The 26354-nt window shown below is 66.2% G+C and carries 25 protein-coding genes and 1 tRNA gene; 2 read left to right on the forward strand and 24 right to left on the reverse strand.

Annotated elements, in window-relative coordinates; genetic code table 11:
• Positions 1-80 precede the first annotated feature (80 nt).
• Positions 81-2600 carry an autotransporter family protein gene (locus ACXI0D_RS03765; RefSeq protein ID WP_479642331.1) on the reverse strand — a complete coding sequence of 840 codons (2520 nt, stop codon included), beginning with the start codon at positions 2598-2600 and terminating at the stop codon, positions 81-83.
• A gap of 310 nt (positions 2601-2910) precedes the next feature.
• Positions 2911-2986: transfer RNA gene (locus tag ACXI0D_RS03770), tRNA-Lys, on the reverse strand.
• A 179-nt stretch (positions 2987-3165) separates the two neighbouring features.
• Here ACXI0D_RS03770 and ACXI0D_RS03775 point away from each other — a divergent pair.
• Positions 3166-4122 (forward strand): DUF2268 domain-containing putative Zn-dependent protease, encoded by a 957-nt coding sequence (locus ACXI0D_RS03775; RefSeq protein WP_119006691.1) that lies wholly within the window; start codon positions 3166-3168, stop codon positions 4120-4122.
• 90 nt (positions 4123-4212) lie between these two features.
• Here ACXI0D_RS03775 and queC read toward each other — a convergent pair whose 3' ends face one another.
• From queC to aspS, 18 genes are all read right to left on the reverse strand, one after another.
• Complete coding sequence (queC, locus tag ACXI0D_RS03780) at positions 4213-4878, reverse strand: 7-cyano-7-deazaguanine synthase QueC (protein ID WP_119006692.1); 666 nt, start codon at positions 4876-4878, stop codon at positions 4213-4215.
• Between the two features lie 78 nt (positions 4879-4956).
• Complete coding sequence (gene queE, locus ACXI0D_RS03785; protein ID WP_479642332.1) at positions 4957-5658, reverse strand: 7-carboxy-7-deazaguanine synthase QueE; 702 nt, start codon at positions 5656-5658, stop codon at positions 4957-4959.
• 300 nt (positions 5659-5958) lie between these two features.
• The gene (gene ybgF, locus ACXI0D_RS03790; RefSeq protein WP_101765957.1) at positions 5959-6777 is read right to left on the reverse strand and encodes a tol-pal system protein YbgF; all 819 of its coding nucleotides are present in this window, start codon (positions 6775-6777) and stop codon (positions 5959-5961) included.
• Between the two features lie 3 nt (positions 6778-6780).
• Complete coding sequence (pal, locus tag ACXI0D_RS03795; RefSeq protein WP_014038219.1) at positions 6781-7299, reverse strand: peptidoglycan-associated lipoprotein Pal; 519 nt, start codon at positions 7297-7299, stop codon at positions 6781-6783.
• A gap of 64 nt (positions 7300-7363) precedes the next feature.
• Positions 7364-8683 carry a Tol-Pal system beta propeller repeat protein TolB gene (gene tolB, locus ACXI0D_RS03800; RefSeq protein ID WP_014038220.1) on the reverse strand — a complete coding sequence of 440 codons (1320 nt, stop codon included), beginning with the start codon at positions 8681-8683 and terminating at the stop codon, positions 7364-7366.
• Between the two features lie 285 nt (positions 8684-8968).
• Positions 8969-10021 carry a cell envelope integrity protein TolA gene (tolA, locus tag ACXI0D_RS03805; protein WP_049442640.1) on the reverse strand — a complete coding sequence of 351 codons (1053 nt, stop codon included), beginning with the start codon at positions 10019-10021 and terminating at the stop codon, positions 8969-8971.
• Positions 10011-10439, reverse strand: coding sequence for a protein TolR (gene tolR / locus ACXI0D_RS03810; RefSeq protein ID WP_006438804.1), 429 nt, complete (start codon positions 10437-10439; stop codon positions 10011-10013). The genes tolA and tolR overlap by 11 nt, the downstream gene beginning before the upstream one ends.
• A gap of 24 nt (positions 10440-10463) precedes the next feature.
• Positions 10464-11243: a protein TolQ gene (gene tolQ / locus ACXI0D_RS03815; protein WP_006438802.1), complete on the reverse strand. Its 780-nt coding sequence runs from the start codon at positions 11241-11243 to the stop codon at positions 10464-10466.
• 10 nt (positions 11244-11253) lie between these two features.
• Positions 11254-11685 carry a tol-pal system-associated acyl-CoA thioesterase gene (ybgC, locus tag ACXI0D_RS03820; protein WP_014038222.1) on the reverse strand — a complete coding sequence of 144 codons (432 nt, stop codon included), beginning with the start codon at positions 11683-11685 and terminating at the stop codon, positions 11254-11256.
• Positions 11675-12715 (reverse strand): Holliday junction branch migration DNA helicase RuvB, encoded by a 1041-nt coding sequence (gene ruvB, locus ACXI0D_RS03825; protein WP_014038223.1) that lies wholly within the window; start codon positions 12713-12715, stop codon positions 11675-11677. Before ruvB ends, ybgC begins: the two co-directional genes overlap by 11 nt.
• A gap of 466 nt (positions 12716-13181) precedes the next feature.
• Positions 13182-15101, reverse strand: coding sequence for a potassium transporter Kup (locus tag ACXI0D_RS03830; RefSeq protein ID WP_014038224.1), 1920 nt, complete (start codon positions 15099-15101; stop codon positions 13182-13184).
• A gap of 49 nt (positions 15102-15150) precedes the next feature.
• Complete coding sequence (gene ruvA / locus ACXI0D_RS03835) at positions 15151-15744, reverse strand: Holliday junction branch migration protein RuvA (protein ID WP_014648163.1); 594 nt, start codon at positions 15742-15744, stop codon at positions 15151-15153.
• Between the two features lie 13 nt (positions 15745-15757).
• Positions 15758-16279 carry a crossover junction endodeoxyribonuclease RuvC gene (ruvC, locus tag ACXI0D_RS03840; RefSeq protein ID WP_049442642.1) on the reverse strand — a complete coding sequence of 174 codons (522 nt, stop codon included), beginning with the start codon at positions 16277-16279 and terminating at the stop codon, positions 15758-15760.
• A gap of 105 nt (positions 16280-16384) precedes the next feature.
• The gene (locus tag ACXI0D_RS03845; RefSeq protein WP_479642333.1) at positions 16385-17116 is read right to left on the reverse strand and encodes a YebC/PmpR family DNA-binding transcriptional regulator; all 732 of its coding nucleotides are present in this window, start codon (positions 17114-17116) and stop codon (positions 16385-16387) included.
• Positions 17117-17278: 162 nt separating this feature from the next.
• Positions 17279-17911, reverse strand: a complete 633-nt coding sequence (locus tag ACXI0D_RS03850) for an esterase/lipase family protein (protein WP_014038228.1) — start codon at positions 17909-17911, stop codon at positions 17279-17281.
• A gap of 75 nt (positions 17912-17986) precedes the next feature.
• The gene (locus tag ACXI0D_RS03855) at positions 17987-18508 is read right to left on the reverse strand and encodes a GNAT family N-acetyltransferase (RefSeq protein WP_119006695.1); all 522 of its coding nucleotides are present in this window, start codon (positions 18506-18508) and stop codon (positions 17987-17989) included.
• 31 nt (positions 18509-18539) lie between these two features.
• Positions 18540-18860: a hypothetical protein gene (locus tag ACXI0D_RS03860; RefSeq protein WP_049442643.1), complete on the reverse strand. Its 321-nt coding sequence runs from the start codon at positions 18858-18860 to the stop codon at positions 18540-18542.
• Positions 18861-18876: 16 nt separating this feature from the next.
• Positions 18877-20628, reverse strand: coding sequence for an aspartate--tRNA ligase (aspS, locus tag ACXI0D_RS03865; protein ID WP_049442644.1), 1752 nt, complete (start codon positions 20626-20628; stop codon positions 18877-18879).
• 159 nt (positions 20629-20787) lie between these two features.
• Here aspS and ACXI0D_RS03870 point away from each other — a divergent pair, with 159 nt between their 5' ends.
• The gene (locus tag ACXI0D_RS03870) at positions 20788-21534 is read left to right on the forward strand and encodes a DUF3011 domain-containing protein (RefSeq protein WP_049442645.1); all 747 of its coding nucleotides are present in this window, start codon (positions 20788-20790) and stop codon (positions 21532-21534) included.
• A gap of 145 nt (positions 21535-21679) precedes the next feature.
• On the opposite strand, the gene ACXI0D_RS03875 is transcribed toward ACXI0D_RS03870, so the two are convergent.
• From ACXI0D_RS03875 to blaL2, 4 genes are all read right to left on the reverse strand, one after another.
• Complete coding sequence (locus ACXI0D_RS03875) at positions 21680-22321, reverse strand: hypothetical protein (RefSeq protein ID WP_014038233.1); 642 nt, start codon at positions 22319-22321, stop codon at positions 21680-21682.
• Positions 22322-22380: 59 nt separating this feature from the next.
• Positions 22381-23937 carry an ArnT family glycosyltransferase gene (locus ACXI0D_RS03880; RefSeq protein ID WP_119006697.1) on the reverse strand — a complete coding sequence of 519 codons (1557 nt, stop codon included), beginning with the start codon at positions 23935-23937 and terminating at the stop codon, positions 22381-22383.
• 104 nt (positions 23938-24041) lie between these two features.
• Positions 24042-25271, reverse strand: coding sequence for a cation:proton antiporter (locus tag ACXI0D_RS03885; RefSeq protein WP_101765961.1), 1230 nt, complete (start codon positions 25269-25271; stop codon positions 24042-24044).
• Positions 25272-25356: 85 nt separating this feature from the next.
• Positions 25357-26271, reverse strand: coding sequence for a L2 family extended-spectrum class A beta-lactamase (gene blaL2, locus ACXI0D_RS03890; protein WP_479642334.1), 915 nt, complete (start codon positions 26269-26271; stop codon positions 25357-25359).
• Between the last annotated feature and the right edge of the window lie 83 nt (positions 26272-26354).

The raw sequence follows: 26354 nt of genomic DNA on the forward strand, positions 1-26354 counted from the left end.
TTGCAGCCGTGCTTGCCTATCGACCTACGAAGTAGATCAAGAATCCCCGCGCAAAAGCACTCTGGAGTGCTTGATGCAGGTCACCAACTGTAGCTAATACCAACCTGAGCGCTCGTCTGATGGAATCCGCTTGCCTTCTGCAGCAATAAACCGCCCCACGCGCCCAGTCCGTTGGCGAATTTCAACGAAGCACCCGCGCCGAACTCACCACGGCTACGTGGGATGCGCGCATCCACGGCTTCACCGTCCATACGGATCTGCGATTCGGCGCGGGTGTGCAGCCAGTGGGCCGTGACGTACGGCTGCACCTCAGCGGCGCCGTTGCCCCAGCGCGTCACACTGGATAGACGCACACCGACTCGACCGAAGAGACCGTCAGCATCCTCGGTAGTCACCACTGTACCGTTGGCTTCGGTATGGCTGCCGCTGTCCCAGCGGTTGTAGCCAATCTGCAGCTGCGGCTCCAGATACACCCCACCATTGCTGGGACCGCCGGCGCGGAAGGCATATCCGGCCTCCACGGCCCCTTGCCAGGCGCGACTGTCGTAGCGCTCCTGAGCCAAGCCGACTCCGTCCACACGATTGCGGAACTGGGCACGCTGCACAGAACCGTCCAAGTAGAACCCCGCGTACGGATCACTCATACCTGCGCGACGCCACGTGCCATACACACCCAGCGCCTCACCTTTCACCTTGCCACGGGCGTAGTAGCCAGTCAGTTCATTGACAGAGGTGCTGGTCGCATTTCCGCTGGACAGCATCAAACCCACGCTGCTACCCGAATCATCACGCCACACATCGGCACCCACACTCAGGCTTTGGCTGTTGCCACGGATGTCGAGCTGACGGCTGATCGCGTCGAAGCCGTTGCGCGAGCCGTCGACACGCGCCCAAGCCCGCCCACCATTCTGACCTGCATTGCGATCATGGTAGCCCAGGCGGAACATTGTCTGCGCCGCCTGCAGGTTGGCCAAGTACGCGCCCGGTTCGGGACGGAGCAGCGGCTCCGGCTCCGGCTCCAGTTCTGGATTCGGATTCGGGTTGGGATTCGGGTTGGGATTCGGGTTGGGGTTGGGATTGGGATTCGGATTCGGATTCGGATTCGGATTCGGATTCGGATTCGGATTCGGGTTCGGGTTCGGATTCGGATTCGGATTCGGATTCGGGTCGGGATTACATTGCGGAAGGCTGGGATCTACCTCGCAGGGGTCTGGCGGAGTCGGCACCTGTGATCGGAGATACCAGTTCCCGTTGGAGTCATTTTTAGTGAGGAAATAATCGTACGGGCCACCAACCGCACGCCCGGCCAGCTGAAATACAGCTCCCGATTGCCCCCCAACCTGAATCAGCTCAATTCCGTTGGTCGTCTTGGCTCCTGCTCCCCCTACATTCGCAACCTTTACGTACGCCTGGCCACTGGAGTCTCCCAGCACATGCAGGTGATCCGTGGCCGATGCATCTCCGGCCAGCACAGTGTTGAACGCGAGTGTCCCACCGCTGCCAACGAACGAGCCTGCAGTAAGGCTATTGAACTGCGAACCGTCACCCATGGTTACGGTGCCACCAGCTTGAAGGTTCAGATTGGCAACATCGCTCGCTCCGGTAAGTTGCCAATGCCCTCCGTCCATCACAGTTGCGTTTGCCACGTTGTCGAATGCGCCAGTGATGCTCCCTCCGCCTCCAAGCGTCACATTGCCGAAGCTCAGCCCGTCGCGAGACGCCCAAACATTGCCTTGAAGCGCACTGTTTGTAACGGTGAAGTTTGTCGTAAATGGAGATTTGGCAACGCCGTCAACGATACTGGTCGTTACGTGCAGCAGAACGCCGTTCCCGGCAACCAGTTCGGAGCCGTTCTCAACAAAAATGTTGACTGCCATTATTTGACCCGGCGCCCCTCCGCCGCTGCTCGAGGCGGTTAGTGCGGCTTCCGTCCTGCCAACCACTTTCGACGCATTGATGATCAGCGCTTCATCGCCGCGCAATCCCGCCGAGCTACCACCTAAGCTCAATGAAATCCCTTTGCTGCCTTCAACAACCGAACCATTCGAAACGATGATCCCAGCCGAGTTGCTGGCAAGCAGCCCAGCTGACGAATAGGTGGGCTCAGTAGTACTGAGGGTTGAGTTAGACAGGAGAATACGGGCGCCGCTATTCGCCAGGATGCCATAGTATTTCCCAACCACAGAGCTATCAAAGAGCTCTGCATAGCTAGGATCTAGAGTGCCGTCGCCCTGAGACAGTCGAGAAAGAAAAATGCCCTGCTGTCCACTGTGAACAATGCTGCTCGAAAACAAGCGAACTCCCGAAGAACCCCTGACCACCACGGCCCCGAGTAAAAAATTTGCGGAAGGACTTGCGCTCACACTTGCGTGGTCGAAGTTGGCGACGGAGTTTGTTTCGACTAGGACCGCGCCCGTTTGCGCGCCAGGAAGTACATTCAGAGTGGAATCGTACGCGACGTACCAGTCCTGTAGCGGCGTTGCTGGGTCTACGTCTACTGTGTCGCCATTGAGCGCATTCCCGGCGAAAGCACCGGGGGCGGCGAGCGCGATTGCAAACGCGAAGAAGAGCGCCGAACGAGAGGTTGGTCGAGATGACATGCGTGCTGCCTCAGTTTGGTGAAGGGCAATCAACGCAGCAGAAGCTAGACCTACATGGAAGATGCCTTCGTGAATTTGATTGCGTGATGTGCATCACACAAATTCCGAGAAGACACAGGCTAACACAACGCAATTTTAACAAGCTGAATCGACAGTCATGTTCGGCATGATTCTTGCAGCGCTCACTACTATCCATCGCTGATGCAGCTGTCAGCTGGCGTAGTGGAGCGCGGGACGCTCTAATTTTTCCGCCAATTTTTCCGGACCCACAAAAAAGGCGCCCTGAAGGCGCCTAAGTTGTTGTCACAATTGGTGGGCCGTGATGGATTCGAACCATCGACCAAAAGATTAAAAGTCTTCTGCTCTACCGACTGAGCTAACGGCCCGCTGCATTGCCCCGGCCTTTCGGCGGGGTCCGCATTCTACCCTACTTTGCTGGGTCGCGCGAAACCACGGTGTGTCGAGACTGCCGGCCAGCGGCCGGCACTACCCGATCGGGCCAGCCCACTTAAACCTTCCGGCCCCTCTACGCATCCCATCAGCGATCCCCACCGCGGAACTTCGGATGCGTCTGCCCTTCATCCTGCTCGTCGCCCTGCTGTTGCCCTGCAGCGCTCTGGCCGCCCCGTCCCAGGTCGTCACTGACGACATCGCCCGCTTCTGGGCCACCTACGATGCGGTGCGCGCCGAACCCGATGCAGCCCAACAGGTGGTCCTGGTGCAGCAGCGCTACATCGATCCGGGCAGCCCGGGACTGCATGCACTGATGCAGGTCCGCAATTACACCGCCCGCGAATACGCCGAGGCCATGCAGTCATGGCCACGCTTCTGGACCTCGGTACGGCCGTTGACTGCGAACGCTCAGCAGGCCAGCGCCACGCTGGAGCGGGATCTTGCCGCGTTCCACGCGCTCTACCCTGCCCTGCGCCCGGCCACCATTACCTATGCGGTCGGTGTGCTGCGTACCGGCGGCACCACGCTGGGCGACAAGGTGTTGATCGGCGCGGAGATGGCGCTGGGCGATGAGCGCGTGGACGTGAGCGAACTGCCCGCGCCGATGCGCGACCGCCTGCGGATCTTCTACGACAGCCGCCCCGGTGCGAACAACGCGCAGAACAACCTGCACGAATACGTGCATACCCAGCAGCGCGAGACCACCGGCAACCTGGCCCAGTACGCGGTGCGCGAAGGCGTGGCCGAGTACGTGGCCGAACGCATCAGCGGGCGTCGGCCGGCGCTGCCCTTCTACGACTATGGTGCAACCCACGAGGCGGGGATCCGCGCGCGCTTCATCGCCGCGATGGACAGCGATGACCTGGACAACTGGCTCTACAACAGCGCCCGTAATCCATTCGGTGTCAGTGATGTGGGCTACTACGCCGGCTATCGCATCGCGCAGGAGTACATGCGCCGGCAGTCGGACGAGAAGGCGGGTATCGCGCGGATGATCGAGCTGGATTATGCCGATCCGGAGGCGGTGCGGGCGTTTATTGAAGCGTCGGGGTGGTTGCAGGCCCGGTAGGTCAAGGAGTGCGAACCAACGGTTCGCACCCACCGGGAGAGCGATTCGCACCCACGGGAATGCCGGCCAGCGGCCGGCTCTACCGCATGGTCAGGCGTACAGCGTCGGGTCGGCGACGCCGGCCTCGGCGAAGCCCTGCGCGCGCAGGCGGCAGGCGTCGCAGTGGCCGCAGGCGGCGCCGTTGGCGTCGGCGTTGTAGCAGGACACGGTCAGGCCGAAGTCCACGCCCAGGCGCACGCCTTCGCTGACGATCTGGCCCTTGCTGAGGAACTGCAGCGGTGCGTGCACCTTGATGCCCGCACCCTCCACGCCCGACTTGGTGGCCAGGTTGGCCAGCGCCTGGAACGCCGCCACGAACTCGGGGCGACAGTCCGGGTAGCCGGAATAGTCCACGGCGTTGACGCCGCAGAAGATGTCGTTGGCGCCGAGCACTTCGGCCCAGCCCAGGGCCAGCGACAGCATGATGGTGTTGCGTGCCGGCACGTAGGTAACCGGGATGCCGGAACCGCCGGCCTCGGGCACGTCGATGTCGTCGGTCAGTGCCGAACCGCCGATGCTGCGCAGGTCCACGTCCACGGTCTTGTGCGTGACCACGCCCTGGGCCTTGGCCACGCGGGCGGCGGCATCCAGTTCGGAGGTATGGCGCTGGCCATAGCGCACGCTCAAGGCATGCACGGCAAAGCCCTGTTCCTGGGCCATGGCGATGACGGCGGCTGAATCCATGCCGCCGGAGAGAAGCACGACTGCCTTCTTCATGGGAAAAACGTCCGGTTGGGAGGGGAAAGCCAGCACGCTGTCCCGCGCCGGAGCTACATCAGGGAACGCTGCGCCGGCTCATCGACCCGGCTCGTCGTTCCACAGGATTTTATGCAACTGCATCTGGAAGCGCACCGGCAGCCGGTCTTCGACGATCCAGTCGGCCAGCTGCCGCGAGGTGATCTCGCCCTTGCTCGGCGAGAAGAACACGGTGCAGCGCTTCACCAGGCCGTGCTCGGCGACCATGGCCTTGGCCCAGTCGTAATCCTCACGGTTGCAGATGACGAACTTGATCTGGTCGCGTGCGGTCAGCAGCGGCAGGTTTTCCAGGCGGTTGCGGGCGGCTTCGGCCGAGCCTGGCGTCTTGATGTCGACCACGCGCGACACGCGCGGGTCCACAGCGCTGACGTCCAGCGCGCCGGAGGTTTCCAGCGAGACGTCCATGCCGGCGTCGCACAGCTTCTGCAGCAGCACCAGGCAACGCTTCTGTGCCAGCGGCTCGCCACCGGTCACGCAGACGTGGCGCACGCCCTGGGCCAGCACCTCGGCTACGATGTCGTCGATATCCCACCAGGTGCCGCCGTGGAAGGCATAGGCGGTGTCGCAGTACTGGCAGCGCAGCGGGCAGCCAGTCAGGCGCACGAACACGGTCGGCCAGCCGGCGGTATCGGCTTCGCCCTGCAGCGAGGTGAAGATCTCGGTGATCTTCAGGCGTGGCAGGGGCGACTGCACGATCTCACTGGGCGTGGCGGCGGCGCTGGACGGGGTAACGGCGGTCATGGCGGGTACTTCTTGGAGGGACACGTGGCGGGGGAGCTACCGTGGCCGGTAACGAAAGCAGCCGAGCATGGCTCGGCTCTACAACAGCAACCGGGCGGGTGAACCCATCCGGTAACGAAAGCAGCCGAGCATGGCTCGGCGCTGCAACAGCAGCCGGTCGGGTGTGGCCCAGCCGGTAATGCGAGCCGTCGGGCATGGCCCGGCGCTGCCGGATCCGGGCGGGTTTGCCGAGCCGGAAACGAAAGCAGCCGAGCGTGGGCTCGGCTCTACAGGACACGTATTGTACGCCCGGTCAGCGGATCAGCGGATCTGCCTGCCGAGGCGGATCGACTGCAGGCGGTCCTGCGCGGTGCGCGCGGCGTCCGAGCCGGGGTACTGCGCCACGACGGCCTCCAGCGTCTGCTGGGCCTGGTCGACCTTGCCCTCGCCATACTGCGAGAGGCCGACCTTGAGCAGGCCGCCTGCGGCCTTGTCGTGGGTCGGATAGCGCGAGAGCAGTTCACGGAACTGGGTCTCGGCCATCGGGAAATTGCGGGTGGCGTAGTAGCTCTCGCCCAGCCAGTACAGCGCGTTCGGCGCGTAGACGCCGTTCGGGTACAGCTGCAGGAAGCTCAGGAACAACTGCGCCGAATCATCGTACTTGCCGGCCTTCAGTGATTCGAAGGCAACGTTGTAGGAGGTGCGCTCGTCGCCGGTGGCGGCAAGGCTGCCGGCATCACCATGGACGGAAGGCGGCCGCTCGGAAGTGGCCGCCGCTGCGGGTTTTACCGGGGCCGGGGCGGCCTTCGGCGCGCTCGCCGGAACGGGCGGCAGGGCCGGGGCGGCATTGCCCCCTTCCAACCGGTTCAGGCGGCTGTCCAGATCCAGGTACTGGTCCTGGGCGGACTGCTTGAGCTGGGCGTTGTCGTGCTGCAACTGCTCGATCGAGGCCTGCAGGCTGGTGACCTGCTGCCGCAGCTGATTGATCTGGTTCAACAGGTCCTGGTTGGCACTGTTGTTGTACATCTGCTGCTCGAGCGCGCCGACACGATCGGCCAGGCTCTGTCGCTGTGCATGCGCCGGTGCGGCAGCCACGAGGGCTGCCGCAACGACCAGCATCAATTTGATGCCAATGCGCATGGATTACTGCGCGGTGTAGACGATTTCGACGCGACGGTTCTGCGACCAGCAGGACTCGTTCGACTCGGTGCAGACCGGACGCTCTTCACCGTAGGACACGACGGTCAGCTGCGAAGCCGAGCCACCGTTGGCCTGCAGGGCCGAGTTGACGCCGTTGCCACGACGCTCACCCAGGGCCTGGTTGTACGCGCGCGAACCGCGCTCGTCGGTGTGGCCCTGCAGGGTGATGCGCGAGGACGGACGGTCACGCAGGTACTTGGCGTGGCAAGCCATGATGGCCTGGAATTCCGGCTTCACGTCTTCCTTGTCCAGGTCGAAGTAGACAACGCGCTGGCGCAGGCAAGCGTCGGTGTCCAGGTCGCCCGGGCCGTACAGGCCGGAGGTCGACGGACCGGTCGGGGTGGTGGTCGAGGTGCCGGTGTCGACCGGAGCCGGCACTTCTTCCTTGACCTTCTTCGAGCAACCGGCCAGGACGGCCACAGACAGCAGGGAAACAAGCAGAACGCGGGTGGACTTGTTCATGGCGATACCTTTGTGGCTCCTAGGCCGATGAGGGGTTCAAGACAGCGAAAATATTAACACTCTTTTAGCGCTGGGTACGGTATGGGGACCATGCCGGTTCGCGCACATCTCCGTCAGCCAGAACCAACCGCTGGCGCACGCGCGCATCGGCGGAAACGGCGTACAGCACACCACGGCCACCCTCGCGGGCGGCGTACAACACCATGCTTGCGTTGGGCGCAAAGCTCGGAGATTCATCCAGCGAACCCGGGGACAGCGTGCTCCAGCGGGGCGAACCCAGCGAGCTGTCCATCATCGCGATCTTGTAGCTGTTGCCCGAGCCCTGCGCGACGGCGATCTTCTTGCCGTCGTAGGACACCGAGGGCTTGGCATTGTAGTTGCCCTGGAAGGTCACGCGCTCGGCGCTGCCGCCACCTGCACCGACCTTGTAGACCTGCGGACGGCCGCCACGGTCGGAGGTGAAGTACACCGCGCTGCCATCCGGCGCCCAGGTCGGCTCGGTATCGATGGCGAAGTGGTTGGTCAGCTGGGTCAGCTGCTTGCTGCCCAGGTCCATCACGTAGATTTCCGGATTGCCCGAACGCGACAGGGTCAGGGCCAGCTTGCGGCCGTCCGGCGAGAACGCCGGGGCGCTGTTGATGCCGCGGAAGCTGGTGACCAGCTCGCGCGCGCCGGTGCCGATGTTCTGGATGTAGATCGCCGAATTGCCACGCTCGAAGCTGACGTAGGCCAGCTTGCTGCCATCCGGGCTCCACGACGGCGACAGCAGCGGCTCGGCCGAACGCACGATGGTCTGCGGGTTGTAGCCGTCGGAGTCGGCCACCATCAGCGCATAGCGCATGGCGTCGCCCTTGCCGCTGGCGGTCACGTAGGCGATGCGGGTCCAGAAGGCGCCGCGCACACCGGTGATCTTTTCGTAGATGGCGTCGGCCATCTGGTGGGCGACGTCGCGCATGGCGTTGCCACGGGCGGTCATCGCCAGGCCCAGCAGGCGCTCGCCCTTGGGCACGTCGAACAGTTCGTACTCGACGCGATAGGCGCCGGCACCGGCGTCGAGCACGCGGCCGACCACGATGTAATTCTGCTTCAGCGCACGCCAGGTGGCGAACTGGATGTCGCCGCCACGCACGGGCTTCTCGACGATCTGCGCTTCCGGCAGCGTGCGGAACTGGCCCGAGCGCTCCAGGTCGGCGCGGACCACGCCGGCGACGTCGGTCTGCGGAGCGGCCGACGAACCCTGGTAGGGCATCGGCACGATGGTGATCGGCAGGGCGGAGGCATTGCCGCCGATGATGTCGATATCCAGCCCCTTCTGCTGCGCGACGGCAGCAAAGGGCAGCAACAGGGCCGCAAACACGGCAAGCCAGCGAGGCATCTTTTTCATGGAGCGCTCAATAGGGGGAAACCGGAACGAGGGATAACAAAGCGGGAGTGAACCGCTTCGCAATCATGAACCAAGGGTACGTGAATTCCGGGTCAGTTCCAGCCCGTCTTCTCACGTACCGTTAACGTCGTGGCTAACATCGCACCTGCCTGCCCCGGCCACACCGCCCCTAGCAGGCAGTGTTCGACAGCAGCCCACAGCCTGCCCGGTCGAAACCGAGCGCACCAGAGGCAAGCGCGACAGCCGTGGGCGCGGGCGGCCTGATGACCGCCCTGCCCCACTCGATCAATCCTGTGCAGTGAAGGTCAGGTTGAGCGTGCGGTTGAACACCGACTCGAAGCCCCGGTATGGCAGCGGCTGGGCGTTGAGCACGGCGGCCTCGATCGAGCGCTTGCCGGCCTCGTCATAGGGGCAGTTCGCGCCGACCTTGGCCTGCAGCACCTGCCCACCCGGGATCTGGGTGATGGTCACCTGGCACTTCTGCCCCAGCGGCACGCTGTCCGGGCGGGTCCAGGTGTCACGCACCTTGGCCTGGATCGCCGCAGCGTACTTGGCGGTCAGATCATCGCTGCTGCCGCCCCCACCGGCGGCCGGCCGGGAGGCGCCAGTGGCACCGGCAGCCGCACTGCCGGCCGCGTTGCGCGCGGCGGCGACCTCGCGCAGCTTCCGCTCGGCCAGCTTGGCTTCCTTCTCGGCCTGCTCGCGGCGGGCACGGATCTCGGCGATCTTCTTCTGCTTCTCGGCCTCGGCCTTGTCAGCCGCCACGCGCTCCTGCTCGGCCTGCTTCTTCTTCTCGTCGGCTTCCTGCTGCTTGGCCAGGCGCAGCTTCTGCTCCGCTTCCTCCTGGCGCTTGCGTTCGGTCAGGTCGATCTGCTCCTGGCGGCGCTTGGCTTCCTGTTCCTGCTTGGCCTTCTCCTGCGAGATGGCCAGCGCACTCACCGCTTCCTGGTCCTTGGTATCCGGCTGCGCGACACGCTCCTGCGCCTGTTGCTGCTGCGGCGTGGGGGCGTCCTGCGGGCGCGGTTCGGGAATCGGCTGCGGCGGCGGAATGGTGTCTTCAGGGACCGGAATCGGCTCGGCGACCGGCGGCGGCAGGTCCTCCAGCTTTTCCGACTGGCGCAGGGCCTGGCGCGCAGCGGAGGCCTCGGATGCGGACAGCGCCAGGCTGGCCTCGACCGAGGGATCGCCGGCGGCGGCATCGGTGTTGCGCTCGGGCGACCACAGCCAGGCGCCGATGAAGACCAGCGCAACCAGCAGGTGCACCAGCAACGCCAGCGCCAGGGGCAGGCCCCAGCCGGGTTCGCGCTGATGCGGAGGTGGCAGGGCGTCAGCGTGCATCGGTGGCCAGGCCTACCTTGTCTACCTTGGCGCGCTTGATCACATCCATCGCGGCGATGACCTTTTCATAGGCCACGGCGCGGTCGGCGGCGACGATCACGCGCACGCCCTTGTCCTGGGCGGCGATGCCGGCCAGGCGACCTTCCAGTTCCTCGGCCGACACGGCGGCCGGTTCCTTGGCGTCGGGCAGCTTCAGGCTGAGCTGGCCGTCCTGGCGCACCGAGACGATCACCGGGTCCTGCTTGCTCTCCAGCGCCTTGGCGTTGGACTGCGGCAGGTCGACGTCGAAGCTCAGGGTGAGCAGCGGTGCGGTGACCATGAAGATGATCAGCAGCACCAGCATGACGTCGATGTAGGGAACGACGTTGATTTCCGATTTCAGCTTGCGGCGCTTGCGGCGACCGATGGCAGCGGACATGGCTTGGACTCCCGGGTCAGGCGCTTACTCGTCGCCAGCGCTCTGGCGCTGCAGGATGGAGCTGAACTCTTCGGCGAAGGTTTCGAACCGCACCGACATGCGCTCCACGCGGGTGGTGAAGCGGTTGTAGGCCCACACCGCCGGGATCGCCACGAACAGGCCGATGGCGGTGGCGAACAGCGCTTCGGAGATGCCCGGCGCGACGGCGGCGATACCGGCCTGCGCACCGCTGCTGATCATGTCGTGCATGGTCACCATGATGCCGAACACGGTACCGACCAGGCCCACGTACGGCGCGGTCGAGCCGATGTTGGCCAGCAGCTCCAGGTTGCGCTCGAGCTGGTCCACTTCGCGGGTGTAGGTGGTGCGCATGGCGCGCTGCGCGCCTTCCAGCTGCGCACGGCCATCCAGGCGACGCTTGTCGCGCAGGCGGGTGTACTCGCGGAAACCGGCTTCGAAGATGGCTTCCAGGCCGCCGACATTGCGGCTGCGGTCGGTGGCCGAGCTGTACAGCTTGCCCAGGTCGGCGCCGGACCAGAAGCGGTTCTCGAACTCGTCGGCTTCACGGGTGGCCTGCTTGAACACGCGGGCCTTGCGGAAAATGATCACCCAGCTGACGAACGAGCCGACCAGCAGCAGCAGCACGATGATCTTCACCGGCAGGCTGGCCTTGGCCATCAGTTCGAGGTAGTTGATGCCGCCGCCGGTGGTGGCCTGGGCAAGGGTCTGTGTCGCGGCGTTGCTGACGTCGGCCGGCAGTGCCTCGGTGACCGTGGCCTGCAGGGCCAGGAGCGTTGCGATCATCCGTTGTTCCTCAGTGTTCGGATTCGGGGTGGAGGTGGGGTTGCAGCACGGCAAGGACGGCGTCGTCCATGCCACGCGGGCGGAAACTGGCCGCTTCCAGTGCGGCAATACGGACCTGCGCCGACAGCAGCAGCTCGCCGTCGCGCAGGATCTGCTGGTCGAAGACCATGCTGGCCTTCTTCAGCTGGACCAGGCGGGCGCTCACCTGCAGGGTGTCATCCAGCCGTGCCGGCCTGATGAAATCCATCTGCATCGAGCGCACCGCGAAGACCATCCCGTGCTCGGCGCGCATGCGCTCCTGGCCGTAGCCCAGCGCACGCATCCATTCGGTCCGGGCCCGTTCCATGAAGGCCACGTAGCGGGCGTGGTAGACCACGCCACCTGCGTCGGTATCTTCCCAGTAAATGCGTGTCGGCCAACTGAATCGGGGCTCAACCGACATCGGGAACCTCCGCGAACAGGTCCTGCGGCGGGTTCTTGGGCTTCAGGCCCATGTGCCGGTAGGCCTTGTGGGTGGCCATGCGGCCACGCGCGGTGCGCACCAGGAAGCCCTGCTGGATCAGGTAGGGCTCGACCACGTCTTCCAGCGTGCCGCGCTCTTCGGACAGCGCCGCGGCCAGCGATTCGATGCCGACCGGACCGCCGTCGAAGTAGTCGACCATGGTCTTGAGCAGGCGCCGGTCGAGCTCGTCGAAGCCCTCCGGATCAACCTTGAGCATTTTCATCGCGGCCTGTGCCACGGCCTCGTCGATGTGGCCGCCCGCCTTCACCTGCGCATAATCGCGCACGCGGCGCAGCAGGCGGTTGGCGATACGCGGGGTGCCACGCGCGCGGCGAGCGATCTCGCCGGCGCCATCGGCGGTGCAGTCGATGCCGAGGATGGTGGCCGAGCGGCGCACGATCCGGGTCAGCTCTTCGACGCTGTAGAACTCCAGGCGCTGGACGATGCCGAAGCGGTCGCGCAGCGGCGCGGTCAGCAGGCCGGCGCGGGTGGTGGCGCCGATCAGGGTGAACGGCGGCAGGTCGATCTTGATCGAACGGGCCGCGGGGCCCTCGCCGATCATGATGTCGATCTGGAAATCTTCCATCGCCGGGTACAGCACTTCCTCGACCACCGGCGACAGGCGGTGGATCTCGTCCACGAACAGCACGTCGTGCGGCTGCAGGTTGGTGAGCAGTGCGGCAAGGTCGCCGGCCTTCTCGATCACCGGGCCGGAGGTGACCCGCAGGGCCACGCCCAGTTCGTTGGCGATGACGTGGCTGAGGGTGGTCTTGCCCAGGCCGGGCGGCCCGAAGATCAGCACATGGTCGAGCGCGTCGCCACGGGCCTTGGCCGCTTCGATGTAGATCTCCAGCTGCTCGCGCACCGGGGCCTGGCCGAGGTAGTCGGCCAAGCGCTTGGGGCGGATGCTGGCGTCGGCGGCGTCATCCTCGCGGGTGGCGCCGGCGCCGATGATGCGGTCGTCGGTCATGTGCTGATTATGCGGCAAAAGCGCGGGTTTCGGCCGGGCTGCGCCCGGCACCCGCAGAGGCAACGGCAACGGCAACATCCAGAGCAACAGCCGAAGCGGGCTTCCTGGGGAATGGCGGGGTGGGTCCGGTTGCGGGGGACGCTGCAAGTACGTCCATGCAAGCTCGGTCGCCGCATCCATGCGGCTCACGCCCCCGCAACCGGCCCCACCCCGCCTTCGACAGTTTCCTGCGGTCTGTCGGAACGGCGTTCTGCTTTGGTGGGTGCCGACCGTTGGTCGGCACGGTAGATCCAGGCGTGGAGGAAACTGGAGAGCAGAGTGGGCCAAGCTTCAAGCACGCGGCATCTCCGCAAGCGGAGCCCCCTTGTTGTTCAAGGGGGTGCGCCGACAGGCGCGGGGATAAGGTGGAATGCGCGCGGGGCCCACGGTTTACGCAGCAAATCGTGGGACGTAGCGCAGGTGGAGATTAGATCTCCACCTGGGCGCCCAGTTCCACCAATCTGTTGCCCGGAATCCGGAAGAAGCCGGTGGCCGGGGCGGCATTCCGGTGCATCAGCGCGAACAGCTTGTCACGCCAGATCGGCATGCCGCGGTTGGCGGTGGCGACGATGGTCTCGCGGCTGGCGAAGAAGGTGGTGTCCATCGGGTCGAAATAGATGCCGCCGTGGTCGCACGAGCGCATCAGCGCCAGTGGCACGTCCGGGGTCTCCATGAAGCCGAAGCGGACGTAGACGCGGTAGAACTCGTCGCCCACCGATTCGATCTTCAGCCGCTGCCCTTCCATCGCATACGGGATCGGCAGGGTTTCCACGTGCAGGAACACGTTGCGCTCGTGCAGCACCTTGTTGTGCTTGAGGTTATGCATCAGCGCATGCGGGGCCACGGTCGGGTCGGCGGTGAGGAACACCGCGGTGCCCGGCACGCGTACCGGCGGCGCCAGCATCAGGCCCGGCAGGAAGGTGTCCAGGCGGATGCCGTCCTTGCGGATCTCATCGCGCAGCAACTCGCGGCCACGCCGCCAGGTACGCATCATGGTGAACAGGAAGATGCCCAGCACCACCGGGAACCAGGCGCCCTGCAGCAGCTTGGCACCGTTGGCGATGACGAAGCCGAGGTCGATGATGAAGAACACCACGCACAACGGCAGGATCCATTTGCGGGCCTTCGGCCACAGCGAACGCGCGACCAGGGCCAGCAGCAGGGTGTCGATCAGCATGGTGGCCGACACCGAGATGCCGTAGGCCACGGCCAGGTTCGACGAGCTGCGGAAGGCCAGTACCAGGCCGATCACCATCACCGCGATACCCCAGTTGATGCCCGGGATATAGATCTGGCCGATGGTGTCGTGCGAGGTGTGCTTGATGCGCATGCGCGGGATGTAACCCAGCTGCATGGCCTGGCGCGAGACCGAGAACGCACCGGTGATGACCGACTGCGATGCGATCACCGCCGCCATCGTGGCCAGGATGATCATCGGGTACAGCGCCCACGGCGGCACTGCCTCGAAGAACGGATTTTTCAGCGCCTCGGGGTGGTTGAGCACCAGTGCGCCCTGCCCCAGGTAGTTCAGCACCAGGCACGGCAGCACGAAGAAATACCAGGCGTGGCGGATGGGTTTGGCGCCGAAGTGGCCCATGTCGGCGTACAGCGCCTCGCCACCGGTCACCGCCAGCACCACCGCGCCAAGGATGAAGATGCCGTGCCAGCTGTGCTCCATGAAGAAGCGGATCGCCCACCACGGGTTGAAGGCCTTCAGCACTTCCGGCGCGTCGACGATGTTGTAGATGCCGATCGCGGCCAGCGAGATGAACCAGACCGAGGTGATCGGGCCGAACGCCTTGCCGATCTTTTCGGTACCGAAGCGCTGCGCGGCAAACACCATCAGCAGCACCACCACGGTGATCGGCACGATGAAGGCATGCAGGCCGGGCGCGGCCACCTCCAGGCCCTCGACCGCGCCAAGCACGGAGATCGCCGGGGTGATCACGCCGTCACCGAAGAACAGCGAGGCACCGAAGATACCGAGGATGCCGACCACGTAGGCCGAGCGCGACCCGTTGCGCAGCGTGCGCTGGGTCAGCGCCATCAGCGCCATGATGCCGCCCTCGCCGTCATTGTCGGCGCGCATGATGATGGTCACGTACTTCAACGTAACCACGATGTTCAGTGCCCAGAACGCCAGCGACAGCACGCCCAGCACGGTGTCGTGGTCACTGTTGAGCCCGTAGTGCGGCGAGAACGCCTCCTTCAGGGTGTACAGCGGGCTGGTACCGATATCGCCGAAGACCACGCCGATCGCACCGATGATCAGCGCCATGCCTCCGGCGGGAGGGGCGTGACCGTGGCCGCCGGGGGCAGCTGCGTGCGGGGTTTGACTGCTGGACATGGGACTCCTGGCGAAGCTCAGGCGGTTCGTTGAGGGAAAGGGAGGCGGGTCAGCGCAGCGCCGACTGCAGCGCCTTGCGGATCACGGTGGCCACTTCGTCGCCTTCATTGAAGGCGTCGCGGGCCATGCGTGCCGCTTCGGCCGGCTTGTAGCCCAGCTGCTGCAGGGCCACGGTGGCATCGGACAGCGGATCGGCCGGCGCCGGGCCACTGCCGGTGGGCAGCGCGCCGCCGGCACCGAACTGGGCGGCGCGGTCACGCAGCTCCAGCACCATGCGTTCGGCAGTCTTCTTGCCGATGCCGGGGATGCGGGTCAGCGCGGTGATGTCGCCGGCCTGGACCATGCGCGCGAACTCCTCGACGCTGACACCGGACAGCACGGCCAGCGCGATCTTCGCGCCGATGCCGCTGACCTTCTGCACGTCGCGGAACAGGCGCCGCTCACCCTCGCGCAGGAAGCCGTACAGCGAGACGCTGTCTTCCTTCTGCGAGTAATGGGTGTACAGGGTGACCTCGCGGCCGAGCTCGGGCAGGTCGTAGAAGGTGCTCATCGGCGCCTCCAGTTCGTAGCCCACTCCGTTCACGTCCACCACCAGCCACGGCGGCGCCTTGTAGGCGACGATGCCGCGCAGTCGACCGATCATTGCGTGCAGCTCCTCATTTGCGGCCCCACGCCTGGCGGGCGCTGAGCCCCAGGCGGTTGGCCGTTGCCCTTACGTGGGCATGGGTGATCGCCACCGCCAACGCGTCGGCCGCGTCGGCCTGCAGCTTGGTTTTCAGGTTGAGCATGAGCCCGACCATGTGTTGAACCTGTTGCTTTTCGGCGCCACCGCGCCCGACCACTGCGAGCTTGATCTCGCTGGCGGCGTATTCGTGCACCGGCAGGTCGCGCAGCACCACGGCCGAGATCGCCGCGCCCCGGGCCTGGCCCAGCTTCAGCGCCGAATCGGGATTGCGGGCCATGAACACCTTTTCGATGGCCACTTCATTGGGCTGGTATTCCCGGCACAGGTCAGCCAGGCCCAGCACCAGCAGCTTCATGCGCTGCGGGAAGTCGTCGGCACCCAGCAGCACCAGCGGCTGGTGGTGCACGTGGCTGACGCGGCCGGTGGCGTCGACATCGATGATGCCGACCCCGGTCCGCTGCGAACCGGGGTCGATGCCGAGGATGCGGGTCATGCGGCACTCCTGGCGGGGCGGAACGGGGTGCGCTGGCAGGCGTATGGGCTCATGACTGTCCGCGGTGACCGTTCAACGGCCCGCGCCCAGGCCGTCGAGGACGGCTCAGGCGTAGGCGTCGGCGCCGAGTTCGGCGTTGGAATACACGTCCTGCACGTCGTCCAGGTCTTCGAGCATGTCGAGCAGCTTCTTGACCTGCAGGGCGACGTCGCCTTCGACCTTGATGTCGTTGTCCGCGCGGAAGGTGACCTCGGCGTGGTCGGCGACATGGCCGGCGGCGGCCATTGCGTCCTTAACCGCGTTGAACGCGTCAGGGCTGGTGACCACGTCGATCGAGCCGTCGTCCGGGTAGACCACGATGTCATCGGCGCCGGCCTCGATGGCCGCTTCGGTGATGGCTTCCTCGTCGGCACCCGGGGCGAAGCTGAGCACGCCCAGGCGCTTGAACATGAAGGCGACCGAGCCTTCGGTGCCCATGTTGCCGCCGCACTTGCTGAACGCATGGCGGACATCGGCCACGGTGCGCACGCGGTTGTCGGTCAGGCAGTCGACGATCACGGCAACGCCACCCGGGGCGTAGCCCTCGTAGCGGACTTCCTCGTAGTCGACGCCTTCCAGTTCACCGGTGGCCTTCTTGATGGCGCGCTCGATCACGTCCTTGGACATGTTCACGGCCAGGCCCTTGTCCACGGCCACGCGCAGGCGCGGGTTGTTGTTGGGGTCGCCTCCACCGCCGCGCGCGGCCACGCCGATCTCGCGGATGATCTTGGTGAAAATCTTGCCGCGCTTCGCGTCGGACGCGTTCTTGCGGGCTTCGATGGAGGGGCCTCTACCCATGGGTGCTACCGTCTGGCTGCTTCAGGATCAAGGCGCGGATTCTACCTGATCGGGCGCTGCAACCGTGTCTAGGGCGGAGGGATGCTGCCAGGTCATGCCCGGCGTAGAGCGTGCGAACCATCGGTTCGCACCCACCGAGGCAGGCCGGTCGCACCCACTCAATCATGCGGCGGCGGCGTCGCGGCTGTGGTCGAACTGGCCGTGGCGCAGGAAATGCGCGGTCTGCCGCGCGGCATCGGGCGACACCACCAGGCCACTGTGGCTGGTACGCACCACGCAATGGTCGGCCAGGCCCGGCAGGCGGGTCTCGGCCAATGCCACGGTGCCATCAGAGGCATCGTCGATCGCCCCCAGCAGGCTGCCCAGCCCATGCGGTACCGAGCCGGCGATCAGCCCGACTTCGGCCTTGCCCTGCCAGTCCGGCAGGCCATCGAGCAACAGTTCGCTGCTGCGGCCCAGCGCCAGGCCCCACCCGTGCTCGGACAATGAACGCGCAGTGCCGCTGCCGCGCAGCGGCGAGCCCAGGCAGACCACGCGCTGCACATCCAGCTGCGGCTGGCGGCGCAAGGCCTCCAGCGCGAGCAATCCGCCCAGGCTGTGACCGACCAGCGACAGCGGTCCGGCATCGGCCAGGCGTTCCAGCAGCTGCGGCACGGCCACGTCGGGGCCACCGAACACCGAGGAATAGCCGAACGCGTGCACCTGGAAACCACGCGCGCGCAGGCGCCAGGCCAGCGGCCCGACCCAGGCACGGGCATTCCAGATGCCATGCAGCAGCAATACGGGGGGAGTCATGCAAACAGCCTGGCGGTCAGCGGGGCAGGAACGTGAGGTGATTGAACACGCGCGCGCAGCAAGCGGCGGTGAACGTCAGGCCGCGCGCGGCGCGCGGCGCAGGATGAATTCGAGGTCCTGGGTGTCACCGACCGGGAACAGGTACTCGCCGGCCTTCTCGAAACCGTAGCGGGCGTAGAAGCGTTGCGCGCCGAAGTTCTCCGACCACACGCCCAGCCACAGCGTGCGCGGGCCTTCGTGTTCCAGCCAGGCCAGCGCGGTTTCCAGCAGGCGGCTGCCCCAGCCGCAGCTCTGCTGCGTCTTGATCAGGTACAGGCGCTTGAGTTCGCCGTCACCGTGTTTCACATCCGGATGCGGCAGGCCACAGGGGCCGGCGGCGGCGTGGCCGACCGCCTCCCCATCCAGTTCCAGCAGCCACACCGCGTAGTCCGGGTGGGCCAGGATCACGCGCTGGCGCTCGACCGTGTAGGCCTCCTCGAGGAAGGCCTGCAGGTCCTGCGGCGGATACAGATGGCCGAAGGTTTCGGTGAACGTGCGCGCGGCCAGCGCCGACAGGGTCGGCGCGTCGTCCACAGTGGCGCGGCGGATCGAATACATGCAGGAAGTTGACGTCAGGGCGAAGCGCGGGTCAAGCCTTTTCAGACGATTCCGCTGCTTCTTCCTCGTCCTCTTCCTCGTATTCCTCTTCGTCTTCGTCCTCTTCTTCCTCGCCTTCCTCGTCCTCGTCGTACTCTTCCTCTTCGTCGTCCTCGTAATCCTCGACGCCGAAGTCTTCACCGTCCCAACGGCCTTCGCCGTCGGCGACGAAGGTCAGGGCCATCGCCGCCGGGTTGGTACCGACGCGGACCAGCCAACCACCGAACACGCGTGCACGCTCGGTGACCAGGGTGGCCTCGGAGCCTTCATTGCCCAGCTTTTCCCACTCCAGCGAAAACGCAAACTCGGTCATTGCCTGGATCTCCTGATCAGTTGGTCTTGGGGCGAACCTGGATGTGCACTTCGGCCAGCTGCGTATCGACGATCGGCGACGGCGCGTCGGTCATCAGATCCTGTGCACCGGTGGTCTTCGGGAACGGGATGACGTCGCGGATCGATTCGGTGCCGGCCATCAGCGCAGCGATGCGGTCGATGCCGAAGGCAATGCCACCGTGCGGCGGCGCGCCGTAGTTCAGCGCGTCGAGCAGGAAGCCGAACTTGGCGCGGGCTTCCTCGGCACCGATGCCGAGCAGCTCGAACACCGCGCTCTGCATGTCCGGACGGTGGATACGGATGGAACCGCCGCCGATTTCATTGCCGTTGAGCACCATGTCGTAGCCGCGCGAGACGGCGGTACGGGCATTGGCGCGCAGATCGGCGATGTCGTCCACGGCCGGTGCGGTGAAGGGGTGATGCAGGGCGACGTAGCGCTGTTCTTCCTCGTCCCACTCGAACATCGGGAAGTCGGTGACCCACAGCGGGGCCCAGCCGTCGGCGACCAGGCCGAAGTCCTTGCCGGCCTTCAGGCGCAGCGCGCCCATGAAGTCGGAGACCTTGTTGTAGCCACCGGCGCCGAAGAACACGATGTCGCCGTTGCCGGCGCCGACGTGGGCCACCAGCGCAGCGAAGGATTCCTCGCTGAAGAACTTCTGGATCGGCGAGCTGACTTCGCCGTTGTCGGCGATCTTGATGTAGGCCAGGCCCTTGGCGCCGTACTTGGCGGCATGCGCGGCGTACTCGTCGATCTGCTTGCGGCTCAGCGACGCACCGCCCGGGATGCGCAGCGCGGCGACGCGGCCTTCGGCATCATTGGCCGGGCCGGTGAACACCGGGAACTCGCTGTCCTTGACCAGCTCGGCCACGTCGACCAGCTCCAGCGCGATGCGCAGGTCCGGCTTGTCCGAACCGTAGCGACGCATCGCCTCTGCCCAGGTCATGCGCGGGAAGCTGGCATCCAGCTGCACGTCGACCACTTCCTTGAAGATGGCGCGGATCATGTCTTCGACGAAGTCCTGCACGTCGCGTTCGCGGACGAAGGCGAACTCCATGTCCAGCTGGGTGAATTCCAGCTGGCGGTCGGCACGCAGGGCTTCATCGCGGAAGCAGCGCGCGATCTGGTAGTAGCGGTCGAAGCCGGCCACCATCAGGATCTGCTTGAACAGCTGCGGGCTCTGCGGCAGGGCGTAGAACTCGCCCGGGTGCATGCGCGCCGGCACCAGGAAGTCGCGCGCGCCTTCCGGAGTGGCCTTGGTCAGGATCGGGGTCTCGATGTCCTGGAAGCCCTTTTCGTCCAGATGGCGGCGCAGCGCCTGCACCAGCTTGATGCGGGTGCGCTGCATGCGCTGCATTTCCGGGCGGCGCAGGTCCAGGTAACGGTACTTCAGGCGGGTTTCCTCGCCCGGGTTCTCGTGGGCGTGGAACGGCAGCGGCGCGGCCTTGTTCAGCACGGTGATGGCGGTGGCGATCACTTCCACCTTGCCGGTGCGCATCTTGTCGTTCACCGCGTGGCGGGCGCGCACGACGCCTTCCACCTGCAGCACGTCCTCATAGCCCAGCGACGCGGCCACGGCGAACACTTCGGCGTTGTCGACCTCCACGGTCACCTGCACGATGCCTTCATGATCCCGGAGATCGATGAAGCAGACGCCGCCCTGGTTACGGGCCACGTCGGTCCAGCCGGCGAGGGTGACAGTCTGGCCAATCAGGGTCTCGTCGACCAGGCCGCAGAAGTGGGTACGCATTGGGGGGAAGCTCCGCTGGAGAACGCCGGCACCGGATGGGGGCCGGAAAGCCTCGTATTCTGCGGCCGAGGCCCCGGCCGGGGCAAATCCGGCCAGTCACACCGGCTTGATCGCCCCCTTCCCTATAGTCAGGCACCTGCCACCGTATGGGATGCCGCCATGAAACCGCTGTCCCTGGCCAGCCTGGCCGTGACCCTGAGCCTGGGCACCATCGCCACGCTCGCCCTGCCCTCCGCCCCGGCCGCCGCGCAGGACGGGGTGATCCGCTGCGAGAGCCAGAACAACCGCGAACGGGTCTGTAACACCGGCTGGCGCAATGCGCAGCTGGTCCGCCAGCTGTCCGGCAGCGCCTGCGACGAAGGCCGCACCTGGGGCAGCCGCAATGGCAGCATCTGGGTCACCAATGGCTGCCGTGCCGAATTCGTCGAGGCCCGTGGTGGCTGGGGCGGCGGCAATGGCGGTGGCTGGGGAGGCAACAACGGCCGGCCCGGCGAAACCATCCGCTGCGAAAGCCAGAACAACCGCGAGCGCAGCTGCCCGGTCGGCTGGCGCAATGCCCGGCTGGTCCGCCAGCTGTCCGGCAGCCCCTGCAACGAAGGCCGCACCTGGGGCGTGCGCAATGGCGCGATCTGGGTCAGTGGCGGCTGCCGCGCCGAATTCGCCGAGGCCCGCGGCTGGGGCGGTAGCGGCGGTGGTGGTTGGGGCGGCGGCAACAGCAACTACTCGATCACCTGCAGCAGCAACAACAACCGCACGCAGAACTGCGACTGGGATGAACGCCAGGGTCGGCCGGTGCTGCAGCAGCAGCTGTCCGGCAGCGCCTGCCAGGAGGGCCGCAGCTGGGGCTACGCACGCGGCCAGGTGTGGGTGAGCAATGGTTGCCGGGCGCGCTTCGGCGCGCGCTGAGTGCTGGTTTGAGCATGGGGTCGGATCCCTGGCCGACGGCCAGGGCTCTGACCCCGGTCAGGTATCCCGCATCCACGCATGGCATGAATCTACTGGGAATTTTTCCGGGCTCGGAGCCCTCCTCGGGAGGGATCCGACCCCGGGATCAGGGTGCGGGCGCCTTCTCGTCGCCCCACGGTGCGGGGGGCAGGTCGACCGGCTTGCTCAGGTCGAACTTCACGCGGAAACGGCGGCCCTCCGGGCGCGTCAGTTCATAGACGAAGGTCTGGTCGGGGTCGATCTCCATCGCCCAGGTGTTGTGCGTGGAGGCCAGCATGTCGGCACGACGGAACATCGCCACCGAGTCGGCGTCGGCCGGGAACTGCTGGCGCTCGGCGGTGCCCGGTGGCGTGCTGTCACCGCCGTAGAGGGTGATCGCATCCGCGCTGCCATCCTGATGGCGGTGATCGTGCTTCAGGCGCAGGCCATTCTCGGTGCGGGTCAGCACCCAGGTGCGCGAGTGGTCATCCCCCACGTGGAAGGGAATCCGCAATTCATGGGCAGGATCGGCACAGCCGCGCACATGCATCACCAGGCGCTGGCCGGCGAACGGGTCCTTGCCGGTCGGTGCCGGCGTGTCCTCCACCACCCGGCCTTCATAGGCCTGGCCGCAATGCGCGGCGATGGCGGCCATGAAGGCATCGGCCGGTGCGGTCGCCAGATCATGCGCGACCGTATCGGAACGCTGCGAGCAGGCAGCGAGGCTGAGCAGGAGGGCGGAAGCGGTAACAACGGCAGGCAGTCTCATGCCCCAACCCTAACCACCCGGGCCGGAGCACGCAAACCGCGCGGACCGGCCACGTCACCTCAGGGGTGCAGCCAGACCTCGCAGCCACCCAGCTCCTGCTTCTGGCCACCGGCGGCATAGCGGCGGGTGATCTCGGCCAGCCATTGCACGCGCTCGGGGCTGCTGCCCAGCTGGTTGGGGCAGTTGACCAGTGCGGCCAGCGGCAATCCACCCAGTGCCGCGTCATCTGCAGCCAGCGATGCGAGTACGTCGTCCGATGCCCAGTCCGGAATCATCACGGCGCGGCGGCCGGAGAAATACGGCAGTTCGGAGGACCAGTCCTGTCCGAATGCGATCACCACGCCCTGCGCCGTCGTACCGGCGCGGATGACATCGGCGATCTGCGAAACCGGTGTCGGCTGGCGTGCTTCCTTGATGTCCTTCAGCGACTTCACCAGGCCAAAGCCCACCGACAGCACGCACAGGAAGATCGCCAGGGCGACGCCACGGCGAGGCTTGCCCGCCGCTTCGGCCGCCAGCACCGTCGACCACAGCACCAGGCCGATGATCGAAGTGGCGAACACGATGTTGGCCGCCTGGTAGTAGGGATGGGCGATGTGCAGGTTGGTGAAGACCAGGAACGGCGCCAGGTAGGCCAGCAGCAGGATCCCCACCGCCACGCGCGTGCGCTTCTGCCACAGCCCGGCGATGACGAAGATCAGGAAGATCCAGTTGGAGCCGATCGCACCGGAGAAGCGCTTTTTGAACACGGTGCCCCACCAGGTGGCCGGATCCAGGCGCTGCTGCAGGGTGCCGTAATTCCACGCGGACAGCGCATCGGAGGTGATGTGCTGGCCCAGCGCCGACTGCGCCTTCAGCGCGTCGGCATGCTGCAGCCACAGGCTGAGCGTGGCCAGCACGGCAAGCGCGGACAGGCCACCCCAGAACAGCAGCCGCCAATGCTGCTGCAGCCACTGCGGGCGCCAGCCATGCTCGCGCAGGGCCAGCCACAGGAAGGCCAGCGCAACGAACGCGGCAAAGCCGAAGAACGAGGTGACCTTGATGGCCGCCGACAGCACGGCTGCGACGATGGCGACCAGGCCCACCCACGCGCGCGACTGGCTACGCAGGCGTGCCATCGCCCAGACGAAGAGGAGGCCGAAGAACACGGCGCTGGACTCCATCATCACCGAGCGCCCCCAGAACTGCGCGTACGGCGAGACGGCAAAGGCGCCGGCCACGCACAGCGCCAGCGTGCGGTCAGGGCGCCACGCCAGCAGCGTGCGGTAGACCAGCCAGATGCAGCCGACATGGAAGACGGTGGAGACCAGCCGCCCGCTGTTGTCGGCACTCATGCCGGTGATGCTGGACAGCAATGCCGCCAACCACTGGTAGAACGGGAACTCGAATGGAATCGACCAGGGTGCGCCCAGCACCGGGGTCACGTAGTCCAGCCAGGGGCCACCGCGCAGCAACCAGTCGATCGACAGTGCAGTCTGCGTCTGCCGGAAACCGGAAGCATCGACCGGTGGCATCGACCAGCTGCAGACCAGCAGGATCAGCAGCGCGACCGCCGAAAACCACAACAGGATCTTGCCCGGCAACAGGCTGCGGTCTGGGTTGCTTTCCTGGGTCACGCCTGTTGCTCCTGACTGTGGCCGCCCACGACAGGGCGCGCTTCACGGGCGCGCAGTGTCTGTGTTGGCGCACGCGAGTGCAAGCCGCTGCGCGCGGCTGCGGCTCAGCCCTGCGGTGGCAGCGGCGCCTTCAGCGGCGCGGCGTGGATGACTTCGGTGGCCGCGACCGGCGCGGACTCGCCCTCGCCCGCCGGTTCCTGCTCCACCGGATCGACGTCGAACGGCGTGCGGAACACCAGCGACGGCAACAGCGTGGTCAGTGCGGCATACAGCAGCAGCGCGCCGAACAGCACCGCCGGAATCTGGAAACGCTCGCGCATGATCGCCGCCAGCACCAGGGTGAAGATCAGGGTCGGGGCCAGCGCCAGCGAGACCCGCAGGCTGCTGCGGAAGCTCTCGCCGAACATCACCCGGCGCTGCAGCCAGACCACGCCGATGCGCAGCGGCAGCACCACCAGGGTGATCACGATGCCCAGCCCCAGCGCCTCGAAGCTCAGTGCTTCGCTGGGCACCTTGGTGCCGGCGTTGAAGAAGTAGAACGGCACGAAGAACGAGGCGAACAGGCGCAGCGCATGCAGGTTCTCGTGCGAGGCCAGCAGCGGCATGCGCTGGTGCAGCAGGCGCGCGACCAGGCCGGCGATGAAGGCACCGACCAGGTAATACACACCCAGCAGATAGGTGATGTACGCCGCGACCATGCCGACCATGACCAGCAGCGAGAACTCCGAACCCGGCGCGTGCGGCGCCACCCAGCGGCCCAGCGCGATGAACAGCAGCGGCAGGCCGACCATCATCGCCAGCAGGGCCAGGCTGGACAGCGCCATGTGCCCCGGGTCGCCGGCCTGCAGCACGATGAACAACGCCGCCAGCGCCAGCAGTTCGCCGGCGATGGCCTTGCTGGTCACCCAGAACCGCTCGTCTTCGCTCAGGCCCAGCCGCGACAGCGAATCCATGATGAAGCCGGTGGAGGGCGTCAGCAGCGCCAGCGCCAGCAGCCCGGCGGCCTGCCACGGCAGCCCCGCGTAGCGCCAGGCCAGCCAGCCCACGCCGAACAGCGTGCCGGTACGGATCACCAGGTGCGCCAGCAGCGGCCACATGCCACGGCGCAACGCCTGCAGATCCACTTCCAGGCCGGCAAACAGGAACAGCGAGGAAATGCCCAGCGTGGCCAGCAGGCCGATCACCGCGTCGTGTGCCTGGTCGCCCAGCCAGAGCATGCCGATGATGCCGAACAGCAGGCAGGTCAGCGGCGCCGGCAGGCTGAAGCGCTGCAGCGCGCGCGGGATCACCAGCAGCGCGAAGATCAGCAGCAGGTAGATCAACTCATGGCTCATCGGGGTCTTCCGTGGGGTTCGAACGCGCGCAGGATGCGCGTGCCCGACCGATCCGGCAAGCCATTTTCGAATGACCCCGGTTACCTCATCCGATCATCGCATCGGCCAGCGCCCCCACCCGTGCAAGCACCGCTGCACGCTGATCGTCATCGACCGATGCGCCCTGCAGGTAGGCGGTGACCACCCACGCCGCGCCGCCCGCATGCGGCCACAGCACGGCGATGTCGTTGCGCGTGTCATCACCGTTGCTGCCGGTCTTGTCCCCCACCCGCCAGCGCTTGCCCAGCCCGGCGCGCAGGCAGGCATCGCCGGTCTGGTTGTCGATGAGCCAATCGGCGAACTGCTGGCGCGATACCGGCTGCAGGCCATTGCCCACCGCGAAGCGGGCCAGGCTGGTGGCCATCGCGGCCGGGCTGGTGGTATCGCGCGGGTCTCCTTTCGCGAACAGATTCACGTCCGGCTCGTTGCGGTCATTGCGGGTAACGCTGTCGCCCTGCCCGCGCAGGAATGCCGTCAGCGCCGACGGCCCGCCCACCACGTCCAGCAGCAGGTTGGCCGCGGTGTTGTCGCTGGTGGTCAGCGTGCCCCGGCACAGGTCGCGCACCGTCAGGTCCTTGCCCACATGGCGGCGCGCCACCGGGGCGTAGGACAGCAGATCCTGCTCGGCGATGGGCACACGGGTGTCGAGCGAAACGCGGCCTGCATCGGCAAGGCTCAGCACATGGGCAACCAGCATCGACTTGAACGTGCTGCACATCGGGAAGCGCTCGTCCTGCCGATGCCCGCCGATGCGACGGCCATTACCGGTGTTCAGCACGGTGACGCCCAGGCGGCCACCGCTGGCTTTCTCCAGCGCGGCGAAATCGGCGGCGCCGGCAATGGCGGCGTTCGCGGCGGGTGTGCCGGACGAAGGGGCAACAGCTCGCGCCAACGCCGGGGCAAGCAGCGAGGAAGCAACGGCAGCACCACTGAACTGCAGGAATCGGCGACGGGCGAGCATAGGGGTTCTCCTGGTGACCGCTCGATTATTGGCGCCTCCACTGCAGCCGAACAGCGCGAAAAATCAAGGCAAGCCATAAGTTG

The organism is Stenotrophomonas sp. C9D9 (assembly GCF_056491205.1).

Coding starts and splice junctions, on each gene's coding strand:
- ACXI0D_RS03765 (WP_479642331.1), bottom strand. CDS start 2,600: ATGTCATCTCGACCAACCTCTCGTTCGGCGCTCTTCTTCGCGTTTGCA.
- ACXI0D_RS03775 (WP_119006691.1), top strand. CDS start 3,166: ATGCGTCTGCCCTTCATCCTGCTCGTCGCCCTGCTGTTGCCCTGCAGC.
- queC (WP_119006692.1), bottom strand. CDS start 4,878: ATGAAGAAGGCAGTCGTGCTTCTCTCCGGCGGCATGGATTCAGCCGCC.
- queE (WP_479642332.1), bottom strand. CDS start 5,658: ATGACCGCCGTTACCCCGTCCAGCGCCGCCGCCACGCCCAGTGAGATC.
- ybgF (WP_101765957.1), bottom strand. CDS start 6,777: ATGCGCATTGGCATCAAATTGATGCTGGTCGTTGCGGCAGCCCTCGTG.
- pal (WP_014038219.1), bottom strand. CDS start 7,299: ATGAACAAGTCCACCCGCGTTCTGCTTGTTTCCCTGCTGTCTGTGGCC.
- tolB (WP_014038220.1), bottom strand. CDS start 8,683: ATGAAAAAGATGCCTCGCTGGCTTGCCGTGTTTGCGGCCCTGTTGCTG.
- tolA (WP_049442640.1), bottom strand. CDS start 10,021: ATGCACGCTGACGCCCTGCCACCTCCGCATCAGCGCGAACCCGGCTGG.
- tolR (WP_006438804.1), bottom strand. CDS start 10,439: ATGTCCGCTGCCATCGGTCGCCGCAAGCGCCGCAAGCTGAAATCGGAA.
- tolQ (WP_006438802.1), bottom strand. CDS start 11,243: ATGATCGCAACGCTCCTGGCCCTGCAGGCCACGGTCACCGAGGCACTG.
- ybgC (WP_014038222.1), bottom strand. CDS start 11,685: ATGTCGGTTGAGCCCCGATTCAGTTGGCCGACACGCATTTACTGGGAA.
- ruvB (WP_014038223.1), bottom strand. CDS start 12,715: ATGACCGACGACCGCATCATCGGCGCCGGCGCCACCCGCGAGGATGAC.
- ACXI0D_RS03830 (WP_014038224.1), bottom strand. CDS start 15,101: ATGTCCAGCAGTCAAACCCCGCACGCAGCTGCCCCCGGCGGCCACGGT.
- ruvA (WP_014648163.1), bottom strand. CDS start 15,744: ATGATCGGTCGACTGCGCGGCATCGTCGCCTACAAGGCGCCGCCGTGG.
- ruvC (WP_049442642.1), bottom strand. CDS start 16,279: ATGACCCGCATCCTCGGCATCGACCCCGGTTCGCAGCGGACCGGGGTC.
- ACXI0D_RS03845 (WP_479642333.1), bottom strand. CDS start 17,116: ATGGGTAGAGGCCCCTCCATCGAAGCCCGCAAGAACGCGTCCGACGCG.
- ACXI0D_RS03850 (WP_014038228.1), bottom strand. CDS start 17,911: ATGACTCCCCCCGTATTGCTGCTGCATGGCATCTGGAATGCCCGTGCC.
- ACXI0D_RS03855 (WP_119006695.1), bottom strand. CDS start 18,508: ATGTATTCGATCCGCCGCGCCACTGTGGACGACGCGCCGACCCTGTCG.
- ACXI0D_RS03860 (WP_049442643.1), bottom strand. CDS start 18,860: ATGACCGAGTTTGCGTTTTCGCTGGAGTGGGAAAAGCTGGGCAATGAA.
- aspS (WP_049442644.1), bottom strand. CDS start 20,628: ATGCGTACCCACTTCTGCGGCCTGGTCGACGAGACCCTGATTGGCCAG.
- ACXI0D_RS03870 (WP_049442645.1), top strand. CDS start 20,788: ATGAAACCGCTGTCCCTGGCCAGCCTGGCCGTGACCCTGAGCCTGGGC.
- ACXI0D_RS03875 (WP_014038233.1), bottom strand. CDS start 22,321: ATGAGACTGCCTGCCGTTGTTACCGCTTCCGCCCTCCTGCTCAGCCTC.
- ACXI0D_RS03885 (WP_101765961.1), bottom strand. CDS start 25,271: ATGAGCCATGAGTTGATCTACCTGCTGCTGATCTTCGCGCTGCTGGTG.
- blaL2 (WP_479642334.1), bottom strand. CDS start 26,271: ATGCTCGCCCGTCGCCGATTCCTGCAGTTCAGTGGTGCTGCCGTTGCT.